Annotated in this window: 13 protein-coding genes and 2 tRNA genes; 11 read left to right on the forward strand and 4 right to left on the reverse strand. The window is 28.8% G+C overall.

Going from position 1 to position 19607, the window contains the following annotated elements; genetic code table 11:
- Positions 1-50: 50 nt before the first annotated feature.
- From GYM73_RS04530 to GYM73_RS04555, 6 genes are all read left to right on the forward strand, one after another.
- Complete coding sequence (locus tag GYM73_RS04530; RefSeq protein WP_220234278.1) at positions 51-3500, forward strand: DUF2723 domain-containing protein; 3450 nt, start codon at positions 51-53, stop codon at positions 3498-3500.
- 30 nt (positions 3501-3530) lie between these two features.
- A tRNA-Arg gene (locus GYM73_RS04535) sits at positions 3531-3604 on the forward strand.
- A 212-nt stretch (positions 3605-3816) separates the two neighbouring features.
- A complete protein-coding gene (locus GYM73_RS04540) occupies positions 3817-5004 on the forward strand; it encodes a site-specific integrase (RefSeq protein ID WP_220234279.1) in 1188 nt (395 codons plus the stop codon).
- Between the two features lie 296 nt (positions 5005-5300).
- Positions 5301-5504, forward strand: coding sequence for a hypothetical protein (locus GYM73_RS04545; protein ID WP_220234280.1), 204 nt, complete (start codon positions 5301-5303; stop codon positions 5502-5504).
- Positions 5505-5635: 131 nt separating this feature from the next.
- Entirely contained in the window at positions 5636-5986 is a 351-nt protein-coding gene (locus GYM73_RS04550) for a hypothetical protein (RefSeq protein ID WP_220234281.1), read from the forward strand.
- A gap of 284 nt (positions 5987-6270) precedes the next feature.
- Positions 6271-6804, forward strand: a complete 534-nt coding sequence (locus GYM73_RS04555) for a hypothetical protein (RefSeq protein ID WP_220234282.1) — start codon at positions 6271-6273, stop codon at positions 6802-6804.
- Positions 6805-7156: 352 nt separating this feature from the next.
- Here the strand turns inward: GYM73_RS04555 and GYM73_RS04560 are convergent, their stop codons facing one another.
- Both GYM73_RS04560 and GYM73_RS04565 read right to left on the reverse strand, forming a co-directional pair.
- Positions 7157-7882, reverse strand: a complete 726-nt coding sequence (locus GYM73_RS04560) for an SHOCT domain-containing protein (protein WP_105297537.1) — start codon at positions 7880-7882, stop codon at positions 7157-7159.
- A 1672-nt stretch (positions 7883-9554) separates the two neighbouring features.
- Complete coding sequence (locus tag GYM73_RS04565; protein ID WP_220234283.1) at positions 9555-11999, reverse strand: cation-translocating P-type ATPase; 2445 nt, start codon at positions 11997-11999, stop codon at positions 9555-9557.
- A 152-nt stretch (positions 12000-12151) separates the two neighbouring features.
- Between GYM73_RS04565 and GYM73_RS04570 the strand changes: the two genes are divergently transcribed.
- The 3 genes from GYM73_RS04570 to priA all read left to right on the forward strand — a co-directional run bounded on the left by GYM73_RS04570 (position 12152) and on the right by priA (position 15761).
- A tRNA-Arg gene (locus GYM73_RS04570) sits at positions 12152-12223 on the forward strand.
- 95 nt (positions 12224-12318) lie between these two features.
- Positions 12319-13245 carry a tRNA epoxyqueuosine(34) reductase QueG gene (gene queG / locus GYM73_RS04575; protein ID WP_220234284.1) on the forward strand — a complete coding sequence of 309 codons (927 nt, stop codon included), beginning with the start codon at positions 12319-12321 and terminating at the stop codon, positions 13243-13245.
- Between the two features lie 92 nt (positions 13246-13337).
- Positions 13338-15761, forward strand: coding sequence for a primosomal protein N' (gene priA / locus GYM73_RS04580; protein ID WP_255571034.1), 2424 nt, complete (start codon positions 13338-13340; stop codon positions 15759-15761).
- A 104-nt stretch (positions 15762-15865) separates the two neighbouring features.
- On the opposite strand, the gene pdxH is transcribed toward priA, so the two are convergent.
- Complete coding sequence (gene pdxH / locus GYM73_RS04585) at positions 15866-16510, reverse strand: pyridoxamine 5'-phosphate oxidase (protein WP_220234285.1); 645 nt, start codon at positions 16508-16510, stop codon at positions 15866-15868.
- Between the two features lie 50 nt (positions 16511-16560).
- On the opposite strand from pdxH, the gene GYM73_RS04590 reads away from it, so the two are divergent.
- Entirely contained in the window at positions 16561-17103 is a 543-nt protein-coding gene (locus tag GYM73_RS04590) for a YqgE/AlgH family protein (RefSeq protein ID WP_160542143.1), read from the forward strand.
- A gap of 696 nt (positions 17104-17799) precedes the next feature.
- Here the strand turns inward: GYM73_RS04590 and GYM73_RS04595 are convergent.
- On the reverse strand, positions 17800-18885 hold the full coding sequence (locus GYM73_RS04595) for a M42 family metallopeptidase (protein ID WP_220234286.1): 1086 nt from the start codon (positions 18883-18885) through the stop codon (positions 17800-17802).
- A gap of 61 nt (positions 18886-18946) precedes the next feature.
- Here GYM73_RS04595 and GYM73_RS04600 point away from each other — a divergent pair, with 61 nt between their 5' ends.
- Positions 18947-19600: a DUF4294 domain-containing protein gene (locus GYM73_RS04600; protein ID WP_160542140.1), complete on the forward strand. Its 654-nt coding sequence runs from the start codon at positions 18947-18949 to the stop codon at positions 19598-19600.
- Positions 19601-19607 lie beyond the last annotated feature (7 nt).

The raw sequence follows: 19607 nt of genomic DNA on the forward strand, positions 1-19607 counted from the left end.
CTTTTAAAATTAATATTATTAGTATATTCGCAAACAAGAATTAAGGTAAAATGAAGTTAAATTACAATAAATTGAATAACCTTACCGGATGGGTTGTTTTTATTATAGCAGCAATAACTTATTTATTAACTATTGAACCCAATTTCAGTTTTTGGGATTGTGGTGAATATATATCTTCAGCGGTTAAGCTGGAAGTTACTCATTCACCGGGAGCCGTATTTTTTCAAATATTGGGTGCCGTTTGGGCGATCTTAGCCTTTGGCGATCCCACCAAATATTCCATAGTTATAAATGCTATGTCTGCTATTATGAGTGCATTTGCTATATTATTTTTATTCTGGACAATTACTCATATGGTTCGTAAAACTCTGTTTTTACATACCGAACCCAAAGAATTTACTTCCTATCAGATCGCTACCATCTTATTAAGCGGGGCAGTAGGGGCGTTAACTTTTACTTTTACCGATACTTTTTGGTTTTCAGCAGTTGAAGGAGAAGTTTATGCGGCGGCTTCCTGTTTTACCGCTTTGCTGTTGTGGCTTATGTGTAAGTGGGAAAATGATTTATCTGATTCCCGATCCAATAAGTGGCTTATTTTAATTTCTCTACTTATCGGTCTGTCTGTTGGAATCCATTTAATGGTAATACTAGTGGTTCCTACGTTAGGATATATTTATTATGCAAAAAAATATACCTTTACTTGGAAAAGTTTTATATGGGCCAATATTGCTATTGGCGGTGTATTTTTAGCCGTTTTTAAAATTATATTTCCTTTTACGATGTCTTTCTTCGGAAAATGTGAAATATTTTTTGTAAATAATCTACAAATGCCATTTAATACGGGTTCGGTAGTGGCATTCATACTTTTAATTGTTGCTTTTTATTTTGCCTTACGATATACATCCAATCATGGATATAAAACAGGAAATACCATTATTTTATCGATTTTGTTTATGCTTATCGGTTTTTCAAGTTGGGTGGTACTTCCCATACGTGCTAAAGCAAATCCTCCAATTAATTTAAATGATCCCGACAATGCAATAGGTATGTTGGATTATTATAACAGGGCTCAATATGGTGATTGGCCGGTGTTTTACGGAGCTAATTATACTGCATATTTAGATCCTAACGGAATTATTGGAACCGAGGATAATGGCCCTATTTATGAAAAGGATGAAAATTCAGGCAGGTATATTGAAACAGGCAGAAGGATTAATTATAAGTTTAATCCGGAGCAAGTCAGTATATTTCCACGAATGTATAATCCTGATCCTAGTGTTATTGAAAATTACGGATTAATGGAAGGATACCCCGATTTTACTTTAAATTCTAAATATATTGGTAATCCTGAAGCACAAAAGGTTTTTGATGAGTTAGTGAGGAAAAAGAAAACGGGAGAAATATCTGTTCGTGATTATCAAATGGCTAAACAAAATGAACTAATTAATGTTAAAAAACCAACTTTAGGCCAAAACTTGGATTTTATGATGACCTATCAAATGGGATATATGTTTATACGATATTTTCTATGGAATTTTGCCGGTCGTCAAAATGATTTACAAGGTAATTATGAATCTACCAAAGGAAATTGGATCAGCGGTATTAAATTTTTAGATAATTTACGTTTGGGAGACCAAGACAAATTACCTCAAGCATATGTGAACAAAGCTACCAATAAATATTATTTTTTACCATTGTTATTAGGTTTAATAGGATTCTTCTTTCAACTAAACAGAGATCCGGGTAGAAACTTTTCTTTAATAGCTTTATTTTTATTAGCCAGCGTGGGTATTATCTTATACACCAGTATAAAAGCATTTGAACCCAGAGAACGAGATTATGCGTTAGTGACATCCTTTTACACTTTTGCTATTTGGATAGGGATGGGAGTGACAGCAATTATGTTTTTATTAAATAAACTTAAACAAAGGCAAATAGGACTTATTATTGGTTTTCTTGCCTTAGGAGTTCCTGTTTTGGTTGGATTCCAAAATTGGGACGATCATGATAGAAGTAGGAGATATACAGCTTATGATTTTTCAAAAAGCTATTTACAAAGTTTAGATGCAAATCATCCTATACTTTTTGTATATGGAGATAACGATACATATCCGTTATGGGCATTACAAGAAACTGAAGAATTTAGATCAGATGCCAAAGTGGTTAATTTTACTTTGCTGGGTACTGCATGGTATATTGATCAGGTTCAGAGAAGAACTTATAAAGCACCCGGTATTCCTTCTTCATTAACACATGAAGAATTTAGAGACGGCGTTAATGATCAGGTTATTTTATTAAATCGAGATTTTTGGAAGCAAATTTTTGATAATCTTCCGGCTGATAGTATACCTGCGGATATTCTTCCATTTAAGAAATATGCAATTTCTGATACTATATCTGCTAAAGAAGCCATTAATTTTCTTAGAAATAAAAAAGAACAATCTGCTATTAAAGATTTATATACATATGTAACTGAAAGGGATTATAGAGGAACAGATGTTGGATTTATTCCTGTTAACAAAATATCTTTGCCTGTAAACAAGGAAAATGCGTTAAAATATGGAATAGTTAAACCCGAAGATTCTAAATTGATGGTAAATAAGGTAGTATTAACAATAAATAAACAAGCTTTGTATAAAGACGGTTTAGCTATGTTGGATTTACTTGCCAATTACAATTGGGATCGTTCCATTTATTTTAGTTCAGGAGGAACCTATTCTCAATCTAATATCATGTTTGCACAAAATTACTTGGAATATCAAGGTTTAATTTCAAAATTAGTACCTATATATACTCCCGAAACCAACAACGGGGAACAAGGAAGAATAAATCCTAATACGATTTATAACTTAGTTATGAATTATAAATTTGGAAATTTAAAAGATCCGAAAGCTTATTTTGATGAAACTTGTAGAAGTAATATTTTAAATTATAGAATGTCTTGTGGAAGAGCTGCTATCGCTTTAGCAAAAAGTGGAGACAAAAAAAGGGCCAATGATATTTTAGAGTTAATCAATAAAGAGATTCCAATATTTATGTATCCGGCTACGCCTTCTTATAATTCAATTATATCCGGATATTTTCTTATAGGAAAAGAAAAAGAAGGATTAAAATTAGCAGAAGCATATAAAGATCAAATTTTTAAGGAATTAAATTATTATTTATCATTACCACTACACGATCAAACGTTTGCTACCGATGATATGAGTAAACTATCCAGTTATTATACACTTATTGTTGATAATATTGTAAATACTTATCTGGAATTAAATCAAAGAGATAAAGCTATAGCATATATCACAGAATCAATGAAACCTTTAGATAAAAGATTAAAAACTTTTGAAATGCTAGGTAAAAATAATGCGAAAGATCAAAAAGTATCACTTCAGAATTTGATGTATTCCTATGGACAGATGCTTCAAGTTTTGCATCCTATTGATTCTGTATATGAAAAAGAAAAAGCAGAAGAAATTTCAAATATTATTATGAAGTTAGACTAAATTATTAGTATACTTGCAGAAAATATTTTCGGCTACGTAGTTCAACTGGATAGAATATCAGATTTCGGCTCTGAGGGTTGGGGGTTCGAATCCCTCCGTGGTCACAAAACAAGAAAAAAAAAACACTAAAATTCAAGTAACCTACTGAAATAATAGGGTATATAAGTAAAATTCGTTTAGTTATAATTTGGCTTTTTTTTAAATTTTTAGAACAGAATATAGAACAAGAATTTTTTTTGTTCTAAAATAAAAAAAAGTTTGTTCGATTTTATCTGTCACTAACTGTAACACTATCTAAATTAATAAGTTAGATAGTATGGAAGAACTTAGAAATAAACATTTTCAAACGTGTACAGGTATATACACAGCTATGAAAGCCAGATTTTACAGAAGAAAGAATAAAAATAAAAACGGAGAATACCTTATGTATCTTCATATATGTGGTAATGGAAAGCAACTAAAGTTATCTTTAGGCTTTACAGTAAAAGATAATGAGTTTGATTCATCAACTCAAAAAATTATCGGCAAAGAATCAAGACATAAAGAATTACAGCTTTTACTAGATAATGTGCAGTCTAAAGTAACCGCCGTAAAAACTTTTTATTGGCTTTCCAACAAAATATTAACCCCCGAAAAATTAATAGAAGAATTAAAGAATAACATACCCAGAGGGGAATTTACTTCCTTTTTTGAGTATGAATTAAGCCAAGAGAAAACCATTTTAAAAGATGGCACGTATCGTAGACATCAAAGCGTTCTTATGAATTTAAGAAAATTTAAAAAGGAAATTTATTTTTCAGAAATAGACGAAACCTTTTTAGATAATTATAAAAGCTATTTTTTAAAAACAAGAAATTACAATACCTATTACTCCAACCTAAAAGTAATAAAGAAATATTTAAGGAAAGCATCCAAAAAAGGAATTCCGTTAAAGATAGATATTGATACCATTAAAATAAAAAATATAAGATCCAATCGGGTTGCATTAACCCCGGAAGAAGTAAAGAAATTGTACAATTTTTATTTATCGGAATTTATATTACCGGGAGAAAAAATACCGATCGGAATTTTTCTGTTTTCATGCTATACCGGATTGAGGATATCAGACCTTAAAAAATTAACAAGAGAACAAATATTTACCGGAATATTAGAGTTTATACCGGTAAAAACAGAACAGTCAAAACCGTATATGCATCGCGTACGAGTCAATAACAAAGCCTTATCGATTGTTGAGCAGGTCCCCGATTTATTTACCAGATGGATAGCAGAACAAAATATAAATGAGGTTATAAAAAGAGTGACCCAAAAATTAAATATAAAAAAAGAAGTTTCATTACACGTTGGAAGACATACTTTTGCCACTAATTATTTACGCGCCGGAGGCAAAGTTGAGCAGTTACAAAAACTGCTCAATCATACCTCAATAAAAGAAACCATGATTTATGTACATATGGTAGAAGCCGAGGAGGACGAATCTATTTTTTTATTGGACAATTTATTCTGAATAGGTCTCAACTTCAATTTTAACTACCTGATCGGATAAATCCGAGCGGGTTATTTTTTTAGGAATATGTACTTTATGGTATGCATATAATTTCTTTTTAACGGTAATATCTTTTATTTTTTCTTTAAGTGCCGTAAAATTCCAGGTAAAAGAAATGGCATTGATTCTAAATTTTAACCATTTTTGCCAATATTTTGAATATAATTTAAATATAGTCCCCTTAAAAATTAACTTTTTTTATATTTGTGACAGAATATGGAACAAAAATTTTTTTGTTTTAAATAAGAAAAAGAAAAATGTCAGATACTTACGAAAAAATATTAAATGCAATCCCAGAAGAAGATTTGAAAAAAATATTGAAAAAAATGGGGTATGTTAAAGTAAAAGAAAAGGAAGAAAAAAAATTAAAACCTAAGCCTATGACGGAAAAACAAAAGATTATGGAAGAATATAGGCAACTACTTATAAACAAATATTTTAAATCCAGAAACCCTATATGATAATAGGATTAGATGATACTTTCTTGGTGGGTAACATCAGAAAAAAGAGTCATAACTGAGCAGAGGGTTGAAGATTTTATAAATAAACACAGAAGGTATAATTAGAAAAAACCTTAAAAAATTGTCTTGTTATGGAAATAAATATAAAAATCAATATAGAATTTGGAGAAAAAGCCTTAGAAGTTTTAAAAAAATGCGGTAAAAATTTCTTAGATATTGTTGATTTAAATGAACCGACAGATGAAAGTATAAAAGAAAACAAGAAAGAGGGTAAAAAAAATATCCAGACTGTAGAACCTTTCTATAAACTCACCGACAATATAAAATTCGAAAAAATCAAAAAAAAGATTAACTCTCTTATAAGGTTTAAAAAAAGTCAAGAAGTTAAAGAATTACTAAACCAATTCAATATCGATCGCATTTCCGAATTAGAGACAGAGAAATATAATGAGTTTTTCGAGCATTTACAGAAAATCATGTAGAAAACAAAAACGTTCAAAACCCTTTACCTGTAAAATCGCTAATCAAAAATTAGGGTAATAAAATAAAAAAATCCCTGCAGCAATAGGACTTAATAATTTTTAATCAATCAAATATTATCATCAAGATAATATATGCAAATGTAACTAAAAAAAGAGAAGTATCAAAAAAATTAGCTGAGTCAATTTTTCAAGAGTCTCTTGAGGTTTTATTCAACATAATAATACTTCCTAAAGAAAGCAAGTTACATTACGAGATAGAAAAAATAGAAGGATCCATCGTAAGTGTGAAATTTTATTGGACAAAAGATTTTCAAAATTACAATTACTCCTGCAATTACTTGGAAGAAGTTATCGACTGTTATTCAACTCTTTACAACTTCAATAAACCTTATGACAGTATAATCGATGAAATAGAAGAGGACCTGGAAAGAAGTGCTAATTATGCAGCATATTCTAAAGATGAATTAATAAAAAAAATTAATTTTACTGATTCGTATTTTAACAAATACAATATTAAAGTACTTTATTTAGGTCAAACAGATATTTATCCAATAGATTATCCAACCTATTATTATTTAAAAACTACCTATGGTAATGAATATAGAAATGATATAAAAAATAATGAAAATTTAATTGAAATCAATAATTTCTTAAAACACTATTTGGGTAATAAATATATTGATTTAATGGACTATAAAATTAATAAGATATGTCCTAATTACATTCCATATATGTATGATACGAATCATTTAACTTATTATGGTACAGAACAATATAAGTATCCTATAAAAAACAGAATATTAGAAGCAATAAATTAAAAATTTAAACCTTTTTATTTGTTTCTTAAATCTTACTTGGGAATATGAACTAAAATGTTATCAAAATGTAAGTAAGAACTATGAGATAAAATATAAATAAATTATCTAAACTATTTTAATAATAATCAGCATGATTGATTATTTTAGTTTAAAATACATATAGTTTATTTCAGGATAACCTCTTCCTCTATAAGGCTAATTTTCACTGATAATAAAAGCAATCTATCTTTATTTACGAATATATTTACCTAAAATGAATTTTCGTATTTAAAGTTTGATTTAAAACTTTTTTAATTCTAAATAGATCATTTTCAATAACAAAGTTTAAAATATAGATTTAAATAAAGATTTGTTAAGTATTTAATATTTTTTGTTTTTGAGAAAGATATTCTGTTTCTGTCAAAATTCCCTTTTCTTTTAATTCATGTAATTTCAATAATTGATTTGAAATTTTAAAAGAAATATCTTCAGATAAATTTTTTGGAGTATGTTTAATGATCATATTTATGGTATCTTTTATTTCATTTGCATCTCGAACTCCTATTTGATATACTTTTCTAATAAATAATTTACTTATATCAACTCTATGTCTTTTAAAAAAAAGCATTGTACCAGGGTCAAAACAATCAATTAGTACCGCTGAATTATTTATATCTTTAATAAATATTTTAACACATACTTTTGTAACATATTTTTGTTTATGATGAGACTTGGTTGAACCTCCTACAACTGTTCCAAACAAACCAAAAAAAATACGGCTAAAAAAACCTCCTGCTACAAATTTCCTATTTGATAAATTAAAATATGTTATATCTTCAATGAATTTAACACCTAAAATATCTTTGAAATCAATATATATAGGTTCAGATTTACCTTTTAAAATAGCTATCTGTTTTCTTTTATCATCTACATTAAATGTGTAAAATTTACTATAACCAATAATCGTTTTTGAAGGAGTAAAATTATTATTAGATTTTAAAGGATTATCTTCGTCAATACGGCATTGAGATATTTCATAATATCTCCATATAATATACAAAATTGCTAATGTTATAATAATGATAATAAAAATTTTCATTTTAATTAAATTAATATATTATTGTTATTTTTTTATTTCTAACTAATTAAGATTTAATATGTTCATTCAAACATTTATGAAAGACTATAATCCCTAATCTAAATTTTTTAGTAATTTTTAATCAAAAGATATAAGGTTATTCATAAATTTTAAATAAAATTTCAATTATATTATATTTTTTTAAGAACCAATTTTTTGAAGAGCAATTCTTCTATTTAAATAATAAAGCTTTACAATTTTTTATAATAAGATATTTATAATATAATTTGAATTAAAGAATTTATATATTACAACTTAAAAAAATACATCTCTTTTTAATATATAAATTCTTATTTTTTTTCAAATATATAAATTATTTTATTTATTTAGCTTAATAAAAGAAAAAAAATATTTTTTTTTAATATAAATATTTTATGATATCTTAAACATTGCTTTATACATAAAAGATAAATCATATTTTAATTATTTTAAATATTTAATTTAACTTATAAATATTTTTAAAACGTTTTATCAAAATATATTGATTAAATTAAAATAATTGGTTATGTAATCATATTTAAAAAAGAAGGAAGAAAAACTTTGTCTGAACTTAAAAGTAATTTTAGATTTTAATATTCTAACAAATTAAATACAATAAATATAGAATTAAGATAGCTAAGTTGGGTACATAACATTTTGACTAAAACATGGAATTATATTTGTATAAATATAAATATCACTTATTAAATAAAAAAATCCTGAGTTTTTATCTCAGGATTTCTTAAAGACTAATCAGATGGTTCTGCAAGTGATATATTTTAGATTAACATTCAAATTATATTTTTAATACTCTTACTATTGAAAAATAACTTGTAAATGATATTTTTTGAAATTATAAAAAAATAAAAAGGTTAGATTACGGAATTCCGTAAAATAAAAAATAATATTATAGTAAATTAGATTTTTCTTACTATGGAAGTGACATTATTATATGTTATTTATTTTATAAAAACATATTTTTTACTATAAGTCATTTATATTATTAGATAGGATAATTTAATATTATATTACATAGTTAATTTTAAATATTGATAAAATTTTTTTATTAATAAAGTAAGCTTAAAAAGCTGTTAACTAATATTTTTAAAAAATCTTCTCTGGGTAGTAGAGGATCAATTTTGTTAAATATACCTTCACTATTTTAAATTAATACTTAGCATTCTTCACTGCATTTTATTATAAAAAAACTTAATTTTATTTTTAATAATTTTTATAGTTTAAATAAATAAAATAATAATATGAATTATATAAAAAAAAATAAATATTTTTTGATTAAATCATACTAAAATTTTATAAGATTTAAATATGATAAATATTATATTTATATAAATAAAATAATTTTATATATTTGTAGTATTAAAATAACAGATAGTTAATTTATTTTAATTTTTATATAACTGAATTTAGTATAAACCTTAAACACTAAACTTTATGAAGCATATTAGACCCTCTATTTCATTACTCACCCTAATTTATTTTATAGCAATGATTTTTGCTGTATATGTTAGTATACGTATTTTAATTAGATAATAAAATAATTATAGATTAATTTTATTTTTTGAGTTTTGTATTATAGCCTCCTATTATAGGAGGCTCTTTTAATTTGTTAAAAAAGGAATTAATTATTCAACAGTTATTTTTTTAATTTTAAAAGCAAACTATTACTAACCACACTAACGCTGCTTAAAGCCATGGCAGCACCGGCAACCATTGGATTTAATAAAAAGCCATTGATAGGAAATAATATACCCGCAGCGATAGGAATACCTATTATATTATAAATAAATGCCCAAAATAAATTTTGTTTAATAGTTTTAACCGTTTGCTTGGAAAGTTTAATTGCCTCAGGTATTTTTTGAAGATCTCCTGAAATTATAGTCATCTTAGCAACATCAATGGCAATATCAGATCCACGGCCCATTGCGATACTAACATCCGCTTGAGCGAGGGCAGCACTATCATTAATACCATCACCAACCATAGCCACAATTTTATTGTTAGGCGAAGCTTGAAGTTTTTTCACATAATCAATTTTATCCTGTGGAGAAACCTCGGCTTTAAATTTGTTAATTCCTGTTTCCTTAGCTACATAATTAGCTGTAGTATGATTATCTCCCGTTAGCATATGAACCTCAATTCCTAACATTTTAATCTGCTTAATAGCAGTTAGAGAAGTAGGTTTAATCTTATCTGAAATGGATATTCCTGCAAGTATAGTATTTTCATTAGCAAATAAAATAGTAGTAGTAGCTTGTTTAAATTTATTATCCAACCAATTTTTAACTTCTTTATCGATAGGAACTGTATTTTTATATAACAAAGTAAGATTTCCAATAAAATATTTTTGATTATTGTAAATACCAATAATTCCTTGCCCTGATGCATTTGTAATTTCCATATCAGGAATAAAAGTTATGCTTTTATCATTCAAATAACTTACAATAGCTCCGGCTAAAGGATGTTCAGAGGAACGTTCAATACTATATAAAATGTTTTTTTCAAGATCATGCGTTGAACTAAACCATTTAAAATCTTCAACCTGAGGTTTACCTTCTGTAATCGTACCGGTTTTATCCAAAACTATCGCATTTATATTTTTGGTATTTTCCAAACTTTCTGCATCTTTAATTAAAATACCTTTTTCCGCACCTTTACCGATACCAACCATAATGGCTGTTGGAGTTGCTAAACCTAAAGCACACGGACAAGCAATAACCAATACGGTTACAAAGCTTTGAAAACCATAAATTATCCCTTGTTTACCACCGAAAAAAATCCAAATAATCAACGATAAACAAGCAATAATAAAAACTGTGGGAACAAAAATTCCGGCAATTTTATCAACCAATTTTTGAACAGGAGCTTTACTGCCTTGGGCTTCTTGCACCGTCTGAATAATTTGAGATAAAAGAGTATCTTTACCCACTTTATCTGCATTAAATTGAAAACTTCCTTTCTGATTAATCGTTCCTGCAAATACTTTTGAACCTTTCACTTTTTCAATTGGAATGGGCTCACCACTGATCATACTTTCATCAACATACGAATTACCCGAAAGAACAGTTCCATCCACCGCAATCTTTTCACCCGGTTTAACTAAAATGGTCATTCCAATAGAAACTGACTTAATGGGAATTTCATTTTGCTCATTTCCTTGAATTACAGTAACTGTTTTAGGTTGTAAACCTATTAACTTCTTGATGGCATAAGAAGTATTCCCTTTTGCTTTTTCTTCTAATATTTTACCTAATAAAACGAATGCAATAACTACAGCCGAAGCTTCAAAATATACATGCGGTTGCAATCCGCGTTTAATCCAAAACGAAGGAAATAATGTATTAAAAACGCTAAAAATGTATGCGGTTCCCGTACTTACCGCTACCAGGGTATCCATATTGGCGGATCTATGTTTTGCTTGTTTATAAGCTCCCGTAAAAAATTGTTTTCCAAAAATAAAAACAACCGGAGTAGCTAAGATCCACATGATGTAATTTGCCCAATGTTGATGCATGAGTGAAGGTGTCATCCCTATAATTAATAAAGGAATGGAAAAAATCATGGCACCGATGGTTTTCCTTTTTAGAGCTTTGTAATGATTTTTTTGTATTTCTTCCAATGAATTTTGCGAATCATCATTTTCTTTGATAATCAAATCATAACCGGCTTCTTGGAGAGAGTCTTTCAATTTTTGCGGGTTTATCATTGAAGGTATGTATTCAATGTATGCCATTTCATTTGCATAATTTACCGAGGCGTTTATCACGCCCGGTTGCATTTTAAGAATATTTTGACTGCTATTGGCACAAGATGCGCAACTTAAGTTGAGTAAAGGAAAGTTGTTTTTGGTAACCGGAACTTTAACTTGTAATTCTGTGAGAATCGGAACAGCCTTGGCTATGGCTTCATCAGGGTATTTACTGGTTATACGGATCTTTTGATTATTTAATTCTAAATTGCATGTATCAATTTCTTTTATTGATTGTAAAGCATGGGTTATCTTGGAAACATCTGATTCGTCAATGTCATTTTTGAAGGGTATGTAATAATATACCGGATTATTTTTTTTAGAAGAATTCATAATTTTATTTCAGACTGAATATAAATTTAACTATCTATTTACCTATACAAAAGTAGGTTGAAAAGTAGTGGAATATGTTATACAATTATGGAATAAATTTATAGTACAAAATTTCCATAGTTTTTCATATTTTTGCAAAAGATTTTAAAAAAGGCCTCATAGTTCAATGGATAGAACAAAAGTTTCCTAAACTTTAGATGTGAGTTCGATCCTCGCTGGGGCTACTATGAAAAAGACTTAATCTATTGTTTGCAGTATTTTGAGTCTTTTTTTATATACTTGACCTTCACCATTATATTTTATCTATACTACGAAACAATTGAATAAAGAGCAACTTACATATTTCATAAAAGAAAAAGCCAAAGAATATTCTTTTATAGGATGTGGGATCTCACGTTCAAGATTTTTGGAAGAAGAAGCTCTAAAATTAGAAAAATGGCTTAAAGAAGGTTATCATGGAAACATGAAATATTTAGAAAATAACTTTGATAAAAGGCTTAATCCCGGATTACTTGTAGACGGTGCAAAATCAGTTATTTCCTTCTTATATAATTATTACCCGCAAGAAAAACAAAATTCGGAAAGTTACCGTATTGCTAAATATGCATATGGAGAAGACTATCACTTAGTAATACGTAAAAAATTACAAAAATTTGTAGAAGAAATCCAAGATAAAATCGGTCAATTTTCCTATAGAGTATTCACAGATTCGGCTCCCGTGATGGAAAGAACATGGGCGCAAAAATCCGGATTAGGTTGGATCGGAAAAAACTCACTCTTATTATCCAAACAAAAAGGTTCATTTTTTTTTCTTGCTGAAATCATTTGCGACCTCGAATTGAAGTATGATGAAGCTTTTCCAACCAATCATTGCGGAAGCTGTACCCGTTGCATGGATGCTTGTCCCACCCAAGCCATCATATCTGAAAGGGTCATAGATTCCACAAAATGTATATCCTATTTAACCATAGAATTAAAAGATCAGATCGGAGAGGAGTTTGATGGAAAATTGAAAGATTGGATTTTTGGATGCGATATTTGTCAGGATGTTTGTCCTTGGAATAGATTTTCTACACCGCATACAGAAGATAAATTTAATCCGCATCCCGATTTGTTATCATACACTAAAAATGATTGGAATGATATAAATGAAGAAGCCTTTAAAATACTATTTAAAAATTCAGCTGTTAAACGAACCAAATTTTCAGGTTTTCAAAGAAATATTCTTTTTAACAAAAAAACATAGCCGTATCTACTTAATTACTCTTATATACGGGTTTAAAATAAAAAACTGTAAATATTAAATACTGTATCTTTGTTACTTAAAAAATATATCAATTGGAGTTTGCAAACGTAATTATTCCACTTTCATTAGAAGGTGTTTTCACCTATCATATACCTAAAGAATTACAAAACCACATTCAAGTCGGGCAACGGGTGGTTGTTTCATTTGGAGAAAAAAAATTATATACGGCTATAGTGGAAAGTCTCCATGATAAGAAGCCGGAACTATATAAAACCAAAGAAATATATACCATCCTTGAAGATTACCCCTTAGCAACTCCTAAACTGATTGAATTTTGGAAATGGATTGCTGATTATTATATGTGCTCTTTAGGAGATGTATTTAGAAATGCTTTTCCTTCAGCCTTAAAATTGGAAAGTGAAACATTTATCCGAAAAACATCTCAAAATATAATTTGGGAAGAGTTGGACGAAAAGGAAACGTTCATTATGCAAAATCTCGAAATTAAAACTGCAATTAATTTAAAAGAAATAGAAGCTTTTTTAGCGAAAAAATACATCATTCCTACCATAAAATCTTTATATGATAAAAAATTAATTGAATTAGATGAGCAAATCATTGATAAATATAAACCCAAGAAACTTACTTATATCAAATTAAATCCTTTATTTGAAGATTCAGAACTATTTCAAAAAGCATTGGTCGATATTAATAGGGCGGAAAAACAAAGAGAAGCGTTACTATTATTTATTAAAATGCAACAACAGAGAGCAACATTCATACAAAAAAGAGAGCTGATAGAAATATCATCACCCTCTGTCGTTAAATCTCTGATTGAAAAAAAATATTTAGAAGAATTTCAACTCCAAAAAGATCGTATAGAGGAATATGATGATCATATTGAAGATTCTTATAAACTTTCTAACGCTCAAGATATAGCATTAAGAGAGATTGAAAAGCAATTTCAAAAATTTTCGACGGTTTTATTGCATGGCATCACTTCTTCCGGAAAAACCGAATTATATTTTCAATTGATTGAAAAACAAATTTCTAATTCTCGTAATTCCCTTTTTTTATTACCTGAAATATCTATCACAACGCAACTGGTGAGTAAAATAAAAAAACGTTTTGGCGATGAAGTGGGGGTTTATCATTCTAAACTCAATCAAAATGAACGAGTGGAAGTTTGGAAAAATACTTTAAAAAATAAATATAAAGTAATTATTGGAGCTCGTTCGTCTATTTTTTTACCATTATCTAACATCGGATTGATTATTGTAGATGAAGAACATGACAGCTCATATAAACAAACGGACACAAAACCCTTTTATCAAGCAAGAGATTGTGTTCAAATTTTAGCGCAACAAAATAATTCAAAAGTTCTATTAGGATCTGCCACCCCCTCGATGGAAAGTTTTTATAATCATGAGCAAGGAAAATTCGGTTTAGTAGAGCTTAAGGAAAGGTTTGGCAATGTAAAACTACCTGAAATAGAAATGGTTTCCTTATGTAAACCCACAGTAACCCCCAATATATCGTATCGGTTACAAGAAGAAATCCATCAATGTTTAATTCAGAAAAAACAAGTTATTCTTTTTCATAACCGACGTGGATTTTCACCTATTTTGGAATGTAATGACTGCGGACATTCACCGTCGTGTCCTAATTGTGATGTTACACTTACGTATCATAAGGTAAGCTCAACCCTTCGTTGTCATTATTGCGGATATACCATGGCATTTCCCCAATCATGCCCAAGCTGTCATTCCCATGCTTTAGAAACGAAAGGAATAGGAACCCAGCAAATCGAAGAAGAGGTAAAACAACTTTTTCCCGATGCTAATATTGCCCGTATGGATGTTGATACTATGAAACGCAAACATGCCTATGAAATATTATTTGAAAATATGGCTCTTAAAGAAATAGATATCCTTATCGGCACACAAATGGTAACCAAAGGACTTGATTTTGATGACGTTCAGTTGGTAGGAATCATACGTTCGGACTCTTTATTAAATCTGCCCAATTTCAGAGCAGAAGAAAAAGCGTTACAACTCTTGACTCAGGTAAGTGGTAGAGCAGGAAGAAGAAAAGAAGGTAAGGTTTTAATTCAAACTTTTGACCCGGAAAATCCGTTTTATTTATTTATTAAAGAGAATAACTATAATTTGGCAAAAGAAGGTATTTTAAGAGAACGTAAAGAATATTTATATCCTCCTTACTTTAGATTGATTGAGTTGACTTTCAAGCATAAAAATAATGAAAAGGTTAAAAAAGCAGCTGCAATGGTAGGAGATTATCTAAAAAATTTTATTCATGAACCGTTCATTTTAGGACCGGAAGAAGGATTGATACCGAGGATAAATAATCAGTTTATATATAAAATTCTTTTAAAAATACCATCTATAAAATCTACTAAAAATAGTAAAAAGTTCATAAAAGAAGCTATTTCAAAATTACAAAGTCTTTCGTCGTTTCGTTCGGTAAAAATTGATGTAGACGTTGATCCTTCTTAATCGATTTGTATATCCTATTTTTGAATTACAATTATAGGGTAAAACTGCAACAAATAGTTGGGGGGATTCTAATTATGTGAAAGTAGGAATAGTTAAAATTAGAATTATGGAGCATACCTTTGGATAATCCAATCCATATCTTGCAATGTATAAACAATCCGATCGTGTAGGCGATTAGGTCTGCCTTGCCAAAATTCAATTTGATACGGTTTAACTAAATATCCTCCCCAATGTTTGGGTCTTTTGATTTCATCCTTAGTTTTAGTAGAAAGTTCCAATTCCCTTAATTTATTTTCCAAATAATCTCGGTTAGGTATTACTTCACTTTGAGGAGATACAATTGCACCTAACTGACTACCCAAAGGTCGGGAATGAAAATATCCATCAGATAAATTAGGAGCCAATTTTTCTGCTATTCCATTAATGGTAACTTGTTTTTCAAGATTTTCCCAATAAAAATTCAGGCATACATTCGGGTTTTTACTTATTGCTCTGCCTTTCCTACTGTGGTAATTAGTATAAAAAATAAATCCTTCCCAAGTATATTGTTTTAATAAAACTCTGCGAGTTCGGGGAATCAAATTATCTTCAACAGTTGAAAGAGCCATAGCATTGACTTCAGAAACTTGATCACTTTGTTCAGCCAGTAAATACCATTCTCTGAATAGTTCCATCGGATTGTCTGTTATATCCGATTCAGTTAGCGAACCTTGTTTGTATATTTTTCTGCGATCAGATAAGTCTTTCATTAGTAAAAAATATGTAATTTTATGTCTCTAAGTTATAAAAGAAGATAAAAATGGATTACAAAGGTAAATTTTTAATTTCAAAACCTATCAGCTATGATTCTTTTTTTTCTAAAAGTGTAATTTTTATTACTGATTATGATATGTTAAAAGGAACTATAGGTTTCACTCTTACAAAAATATATCATCAAAAACTATCGGAGTTAGTCCCTGATATTGATATAGATATGGATGTTTATGTGGGAGGACCGGTTGATTCAGATCATCTTTTTGTTATCCATTCTCGACCTGATGTAATTGGGGACAGTATCTCAATTAACGATAAATACTATTGGTCCGGAAATTTTGAAGACATTAAAACAGCTTTAAAAGAAAAGCTTATAAAACCGGATGAAATTCGTTTTTTTATCGGATATTCCGGTTGGAAAGCTAATCAATTAGAAAATGAAATTAAAAATGATGATTGGTTGATAAGTGATAATAAAGAGTTAAATATATTAAAATGGGAAGATCATTTATGGAAAAACCAACTGATAAAAGTAGATAAAAAGAATATAATTTGGATAAATTCTCCTAAAAATCCAAAATTAAATTAATATACTTTAATATAAATATTTTTTTATAAAACAATGATATGATATAATAATAAAAAATTATTTGTTTAATTTTTAATTTTTTTCCAACTAACCTTATAAAAATGAAAGTTATAATAAAATTATGAATTTTAACAATTTTTTTAATATTTTTGCAGATAAGTTAACATTATCTTATTTTGCTAACCAATATTATCATGAAAATTCACAAATTATTATTAATTTTAATATTAATAATTTTTGCCGGTTTTAATAGAATAAATTATTTCAATGGGCAAACTACTATTGGTAAGTCATATTCTAATATTTACTTCAATAAATTACATCAAAATAAGAAATCAACAGATTTAAAAATTCATACTGAAAATTTTGTTTCAACCACCTCAAAAAAATTAGCAAGGAATTACAGAATTAAAAATATTTTTCAATGCTGTTTCAGAGATTTATATAATCAAAATATATTCAACACTTCATCTATCAATAAAGGCATTACAACCCGTGCTTTTAAAGTAAACCCATTCAAAACTCAAATCGTAACTAACTATAAATTATATATAATTGATGTCTTTGAATTATCAGAGACCCACTTTGTTTATTTTTCCAAAATATCATAAACTATTTAAAACCATTGATATCATACAATGGAAATAACAAAGAATGTAAAAGGAGCTATTTTTGTAGCTCCTTTTTAAATTTATATTACAAATATTTAAAACTTTGATTATTTTTTATTGCTTTTAAAGCATTATAAATCATAAGAATAGTGTTTTCAACATCTTTTTTATGCACCATTTCAACCGTTGTGTGCATATAACGCAAAGGAAGAGAGATCAATGCAGATGGAATACCGCCGTTCGAATAAGCAAAAGCATCCGTATCGGTTCCGGTTACTCTACTGGAAGCTTGTCTCTGAAAAGGAATATTATTTTTTTCTGCACTATCAATTATTAATTCCCTTAAATTATTTTGTACGGCCGGCGCATAGGAAATTACCGGACCTTTACCACATTTTATTTCTCCGTGCTTCATCTTATTTATCATGGGAGTAGTAGTATCATGAGTAACATCCGTAACAATAGCTACATCAGGTTTAATGGTTTGCGTGATCATTTCAGCTCCTCGCAATCCAACTTCTTCCTGAACAGCATTGGTAATATATAAACCATAATCGAGCGTATCTTTATTCTCCTTAATAAGCTTAGCTACTTCTGCAATCATAAATCCGCCGACACGGTTGTCTAGAGCTCTGCCGACAAAGTACGTATCATTTAATATAAAAAATTCATCCGGATATGTGATGATGCATCCCACGTGAATCCCTAATTCTTCAACTTCTTCTTTAGTGGTGGCACCACAATCAACCCATATAGTTTCTACTTTAGGCGGTTCTTCAACTCCGGTATAATTTCTGGTATGAATTGCCGGCCAACCGAATACACCGCTTACGATACCTTTTTTAGTATGTATATGAACTTTTTTTGAAGGAGCTATCATATGATCGGATCCCCCATTACGAATAACATAAATTAAGCCGTCATCAGTGATATAATTTACAAACCAGGATATTTCATCTGCGTGAGCTTCAATTACCACCTTGTACTTTGATTCGGGATTAATAATTCCGTAAGCTGTTCCGTAATTATCGGTTCGGACTTCGTCCACATAAGGGGTAATATAATCCATCCATAATTTTTGTCCCTTACTTTCGGCTCCGGTGGGCGAAGGAGTATTAATATATTTTTCTAAAAATTTCAACGAATTTTCATTTATAATTGAATTTTTCATATTAACCTGTTTTTTTACAAATGTACTAAATTTGGGAATAGTTTTTGACGGGATAAAATTTATGAACTTAAGAATTTTTACTCTTTTATTTATCTTGATTTTTAACATCGTTCTATGTCAAAAAACAGATTCATTAGAAACTACTATTCATTTTAATTCTGATTCAGTAATGCGTAATGAATCATCCCAATACAGCATTACGGAAGACAGTGTATTAATTGACTTAAAAACAATACAAGTAGAAGGTATGCCTAAGTTTAACAACAACTTAGATAAGAATCAGTACAACTGGCTTAAAAAAAGAGTTTTTAGAGTATATCCCTATTTTCTTATTGCACTCAAACAATACAATAATTTACACGATTCCTTAAACTTGAATTTAAATAATGCTGCTTTTCGTAAATATTTAAAAAAAAGGCAAAAGCAACTGTCCGAAGAATATGAAGGTAAACTAAAAGGATTAACCAAAACGGAAGGCAGAATATTTTCCAAATTAATGTATCGTTACACCGGTAAAACCGTTTATGAAATTATTAAAGAATTAAGGAACGGTTGGTCGGCTTTTTGGTGGAATGCAAAAGCGGGCGCTTTTGATATTGATTTAAAAGAACCTTTTGATCCTTATCATATCCGTGATGATGCCTTTGTAGAATCGATACTTCAAAGAGCTTTCCAACGAGGAGAATTGATTCCGCCCAATGAATTACATGATTAAAAAATTA

The sequence above is a fragment of the Apibacter sp. ESL0432 genome, from assembly GCF_019469225.1.
Lineage (GTDB): Bacteria > Bacteroidota > Bacteroidia > Flavobacteriales > Weeksellaceae > Apibacter.

Bases quoted from the DNA above. Each gene is read 5' to 3' on its own strand.
- GYM73_RS04530 (WP_220234278.1), top strand. From the start codon at position 51: ATGAAGTTAAATTACAATAAATTGAATAACCTTACCGGATGGGTTGTT.
- GYM73_RS04540 (WP_220234279.1), top strand. From the start codon at position 3,817: ATGGAAGAACTTAGAAATAAACATTTTCAAACGTGTACAGGTATATAC.
- GYM73_RS04545 (WP_220234280.1), top strand. From the start codon at position 5,301: ATGTCAGATACTTACGAAAAAATATTAAATGCAATCCCAGAAGAAGAT.
- GYM73_RS04550 (WP_220234281.1), top strand. From the start codon at position 5,636: ATGGAAATAAATATAAAAATCAATATAGAATTTGGAGAAAAAGCCTTA.
- GYM73_RS04560 (WP_105297537.1), bottom strand. From the start codon at position 7,882: ATGAAAATTTTTATTATCATTATTATAACATTAGCAATTTTGTATATT.
- GYM73_RS04565 (WP_220234283.1), bottom strand. From the start codon at position 11,999: ATGAATTCTTCTAAAAAAAATAATCCGGTATATTATTACATACCCTTC.
- pdxH (WP_220234285.1), bottom strand. From the start codon at position 16,510: ATGAAAGACTTATCTGATCGCAGAAAAATATACAAACAAGGTTCGCTA.
- GYM73_RS04590 (WP_160542143.1), top strand. From the start codon at position 16,561: ATGGATTACAAAGGTAAATTTTTAATTTCAAAACCTATCAGCTATGAT.
- GYM73_RS04595 (WP_220234286.1), bottom strand. From the start codon at position 18,885: ATGAAAAATTCAATTATAAATGAAAATTCGTTGAAATTTTTAGAAAAA.
- GYM73_RS04600 (WP_160542140.1), top strand. From the start codon at position 18,947: ATGAACTTAAGAATTTTTACTCTTTTATTTATCTTGATTTTTAACATC.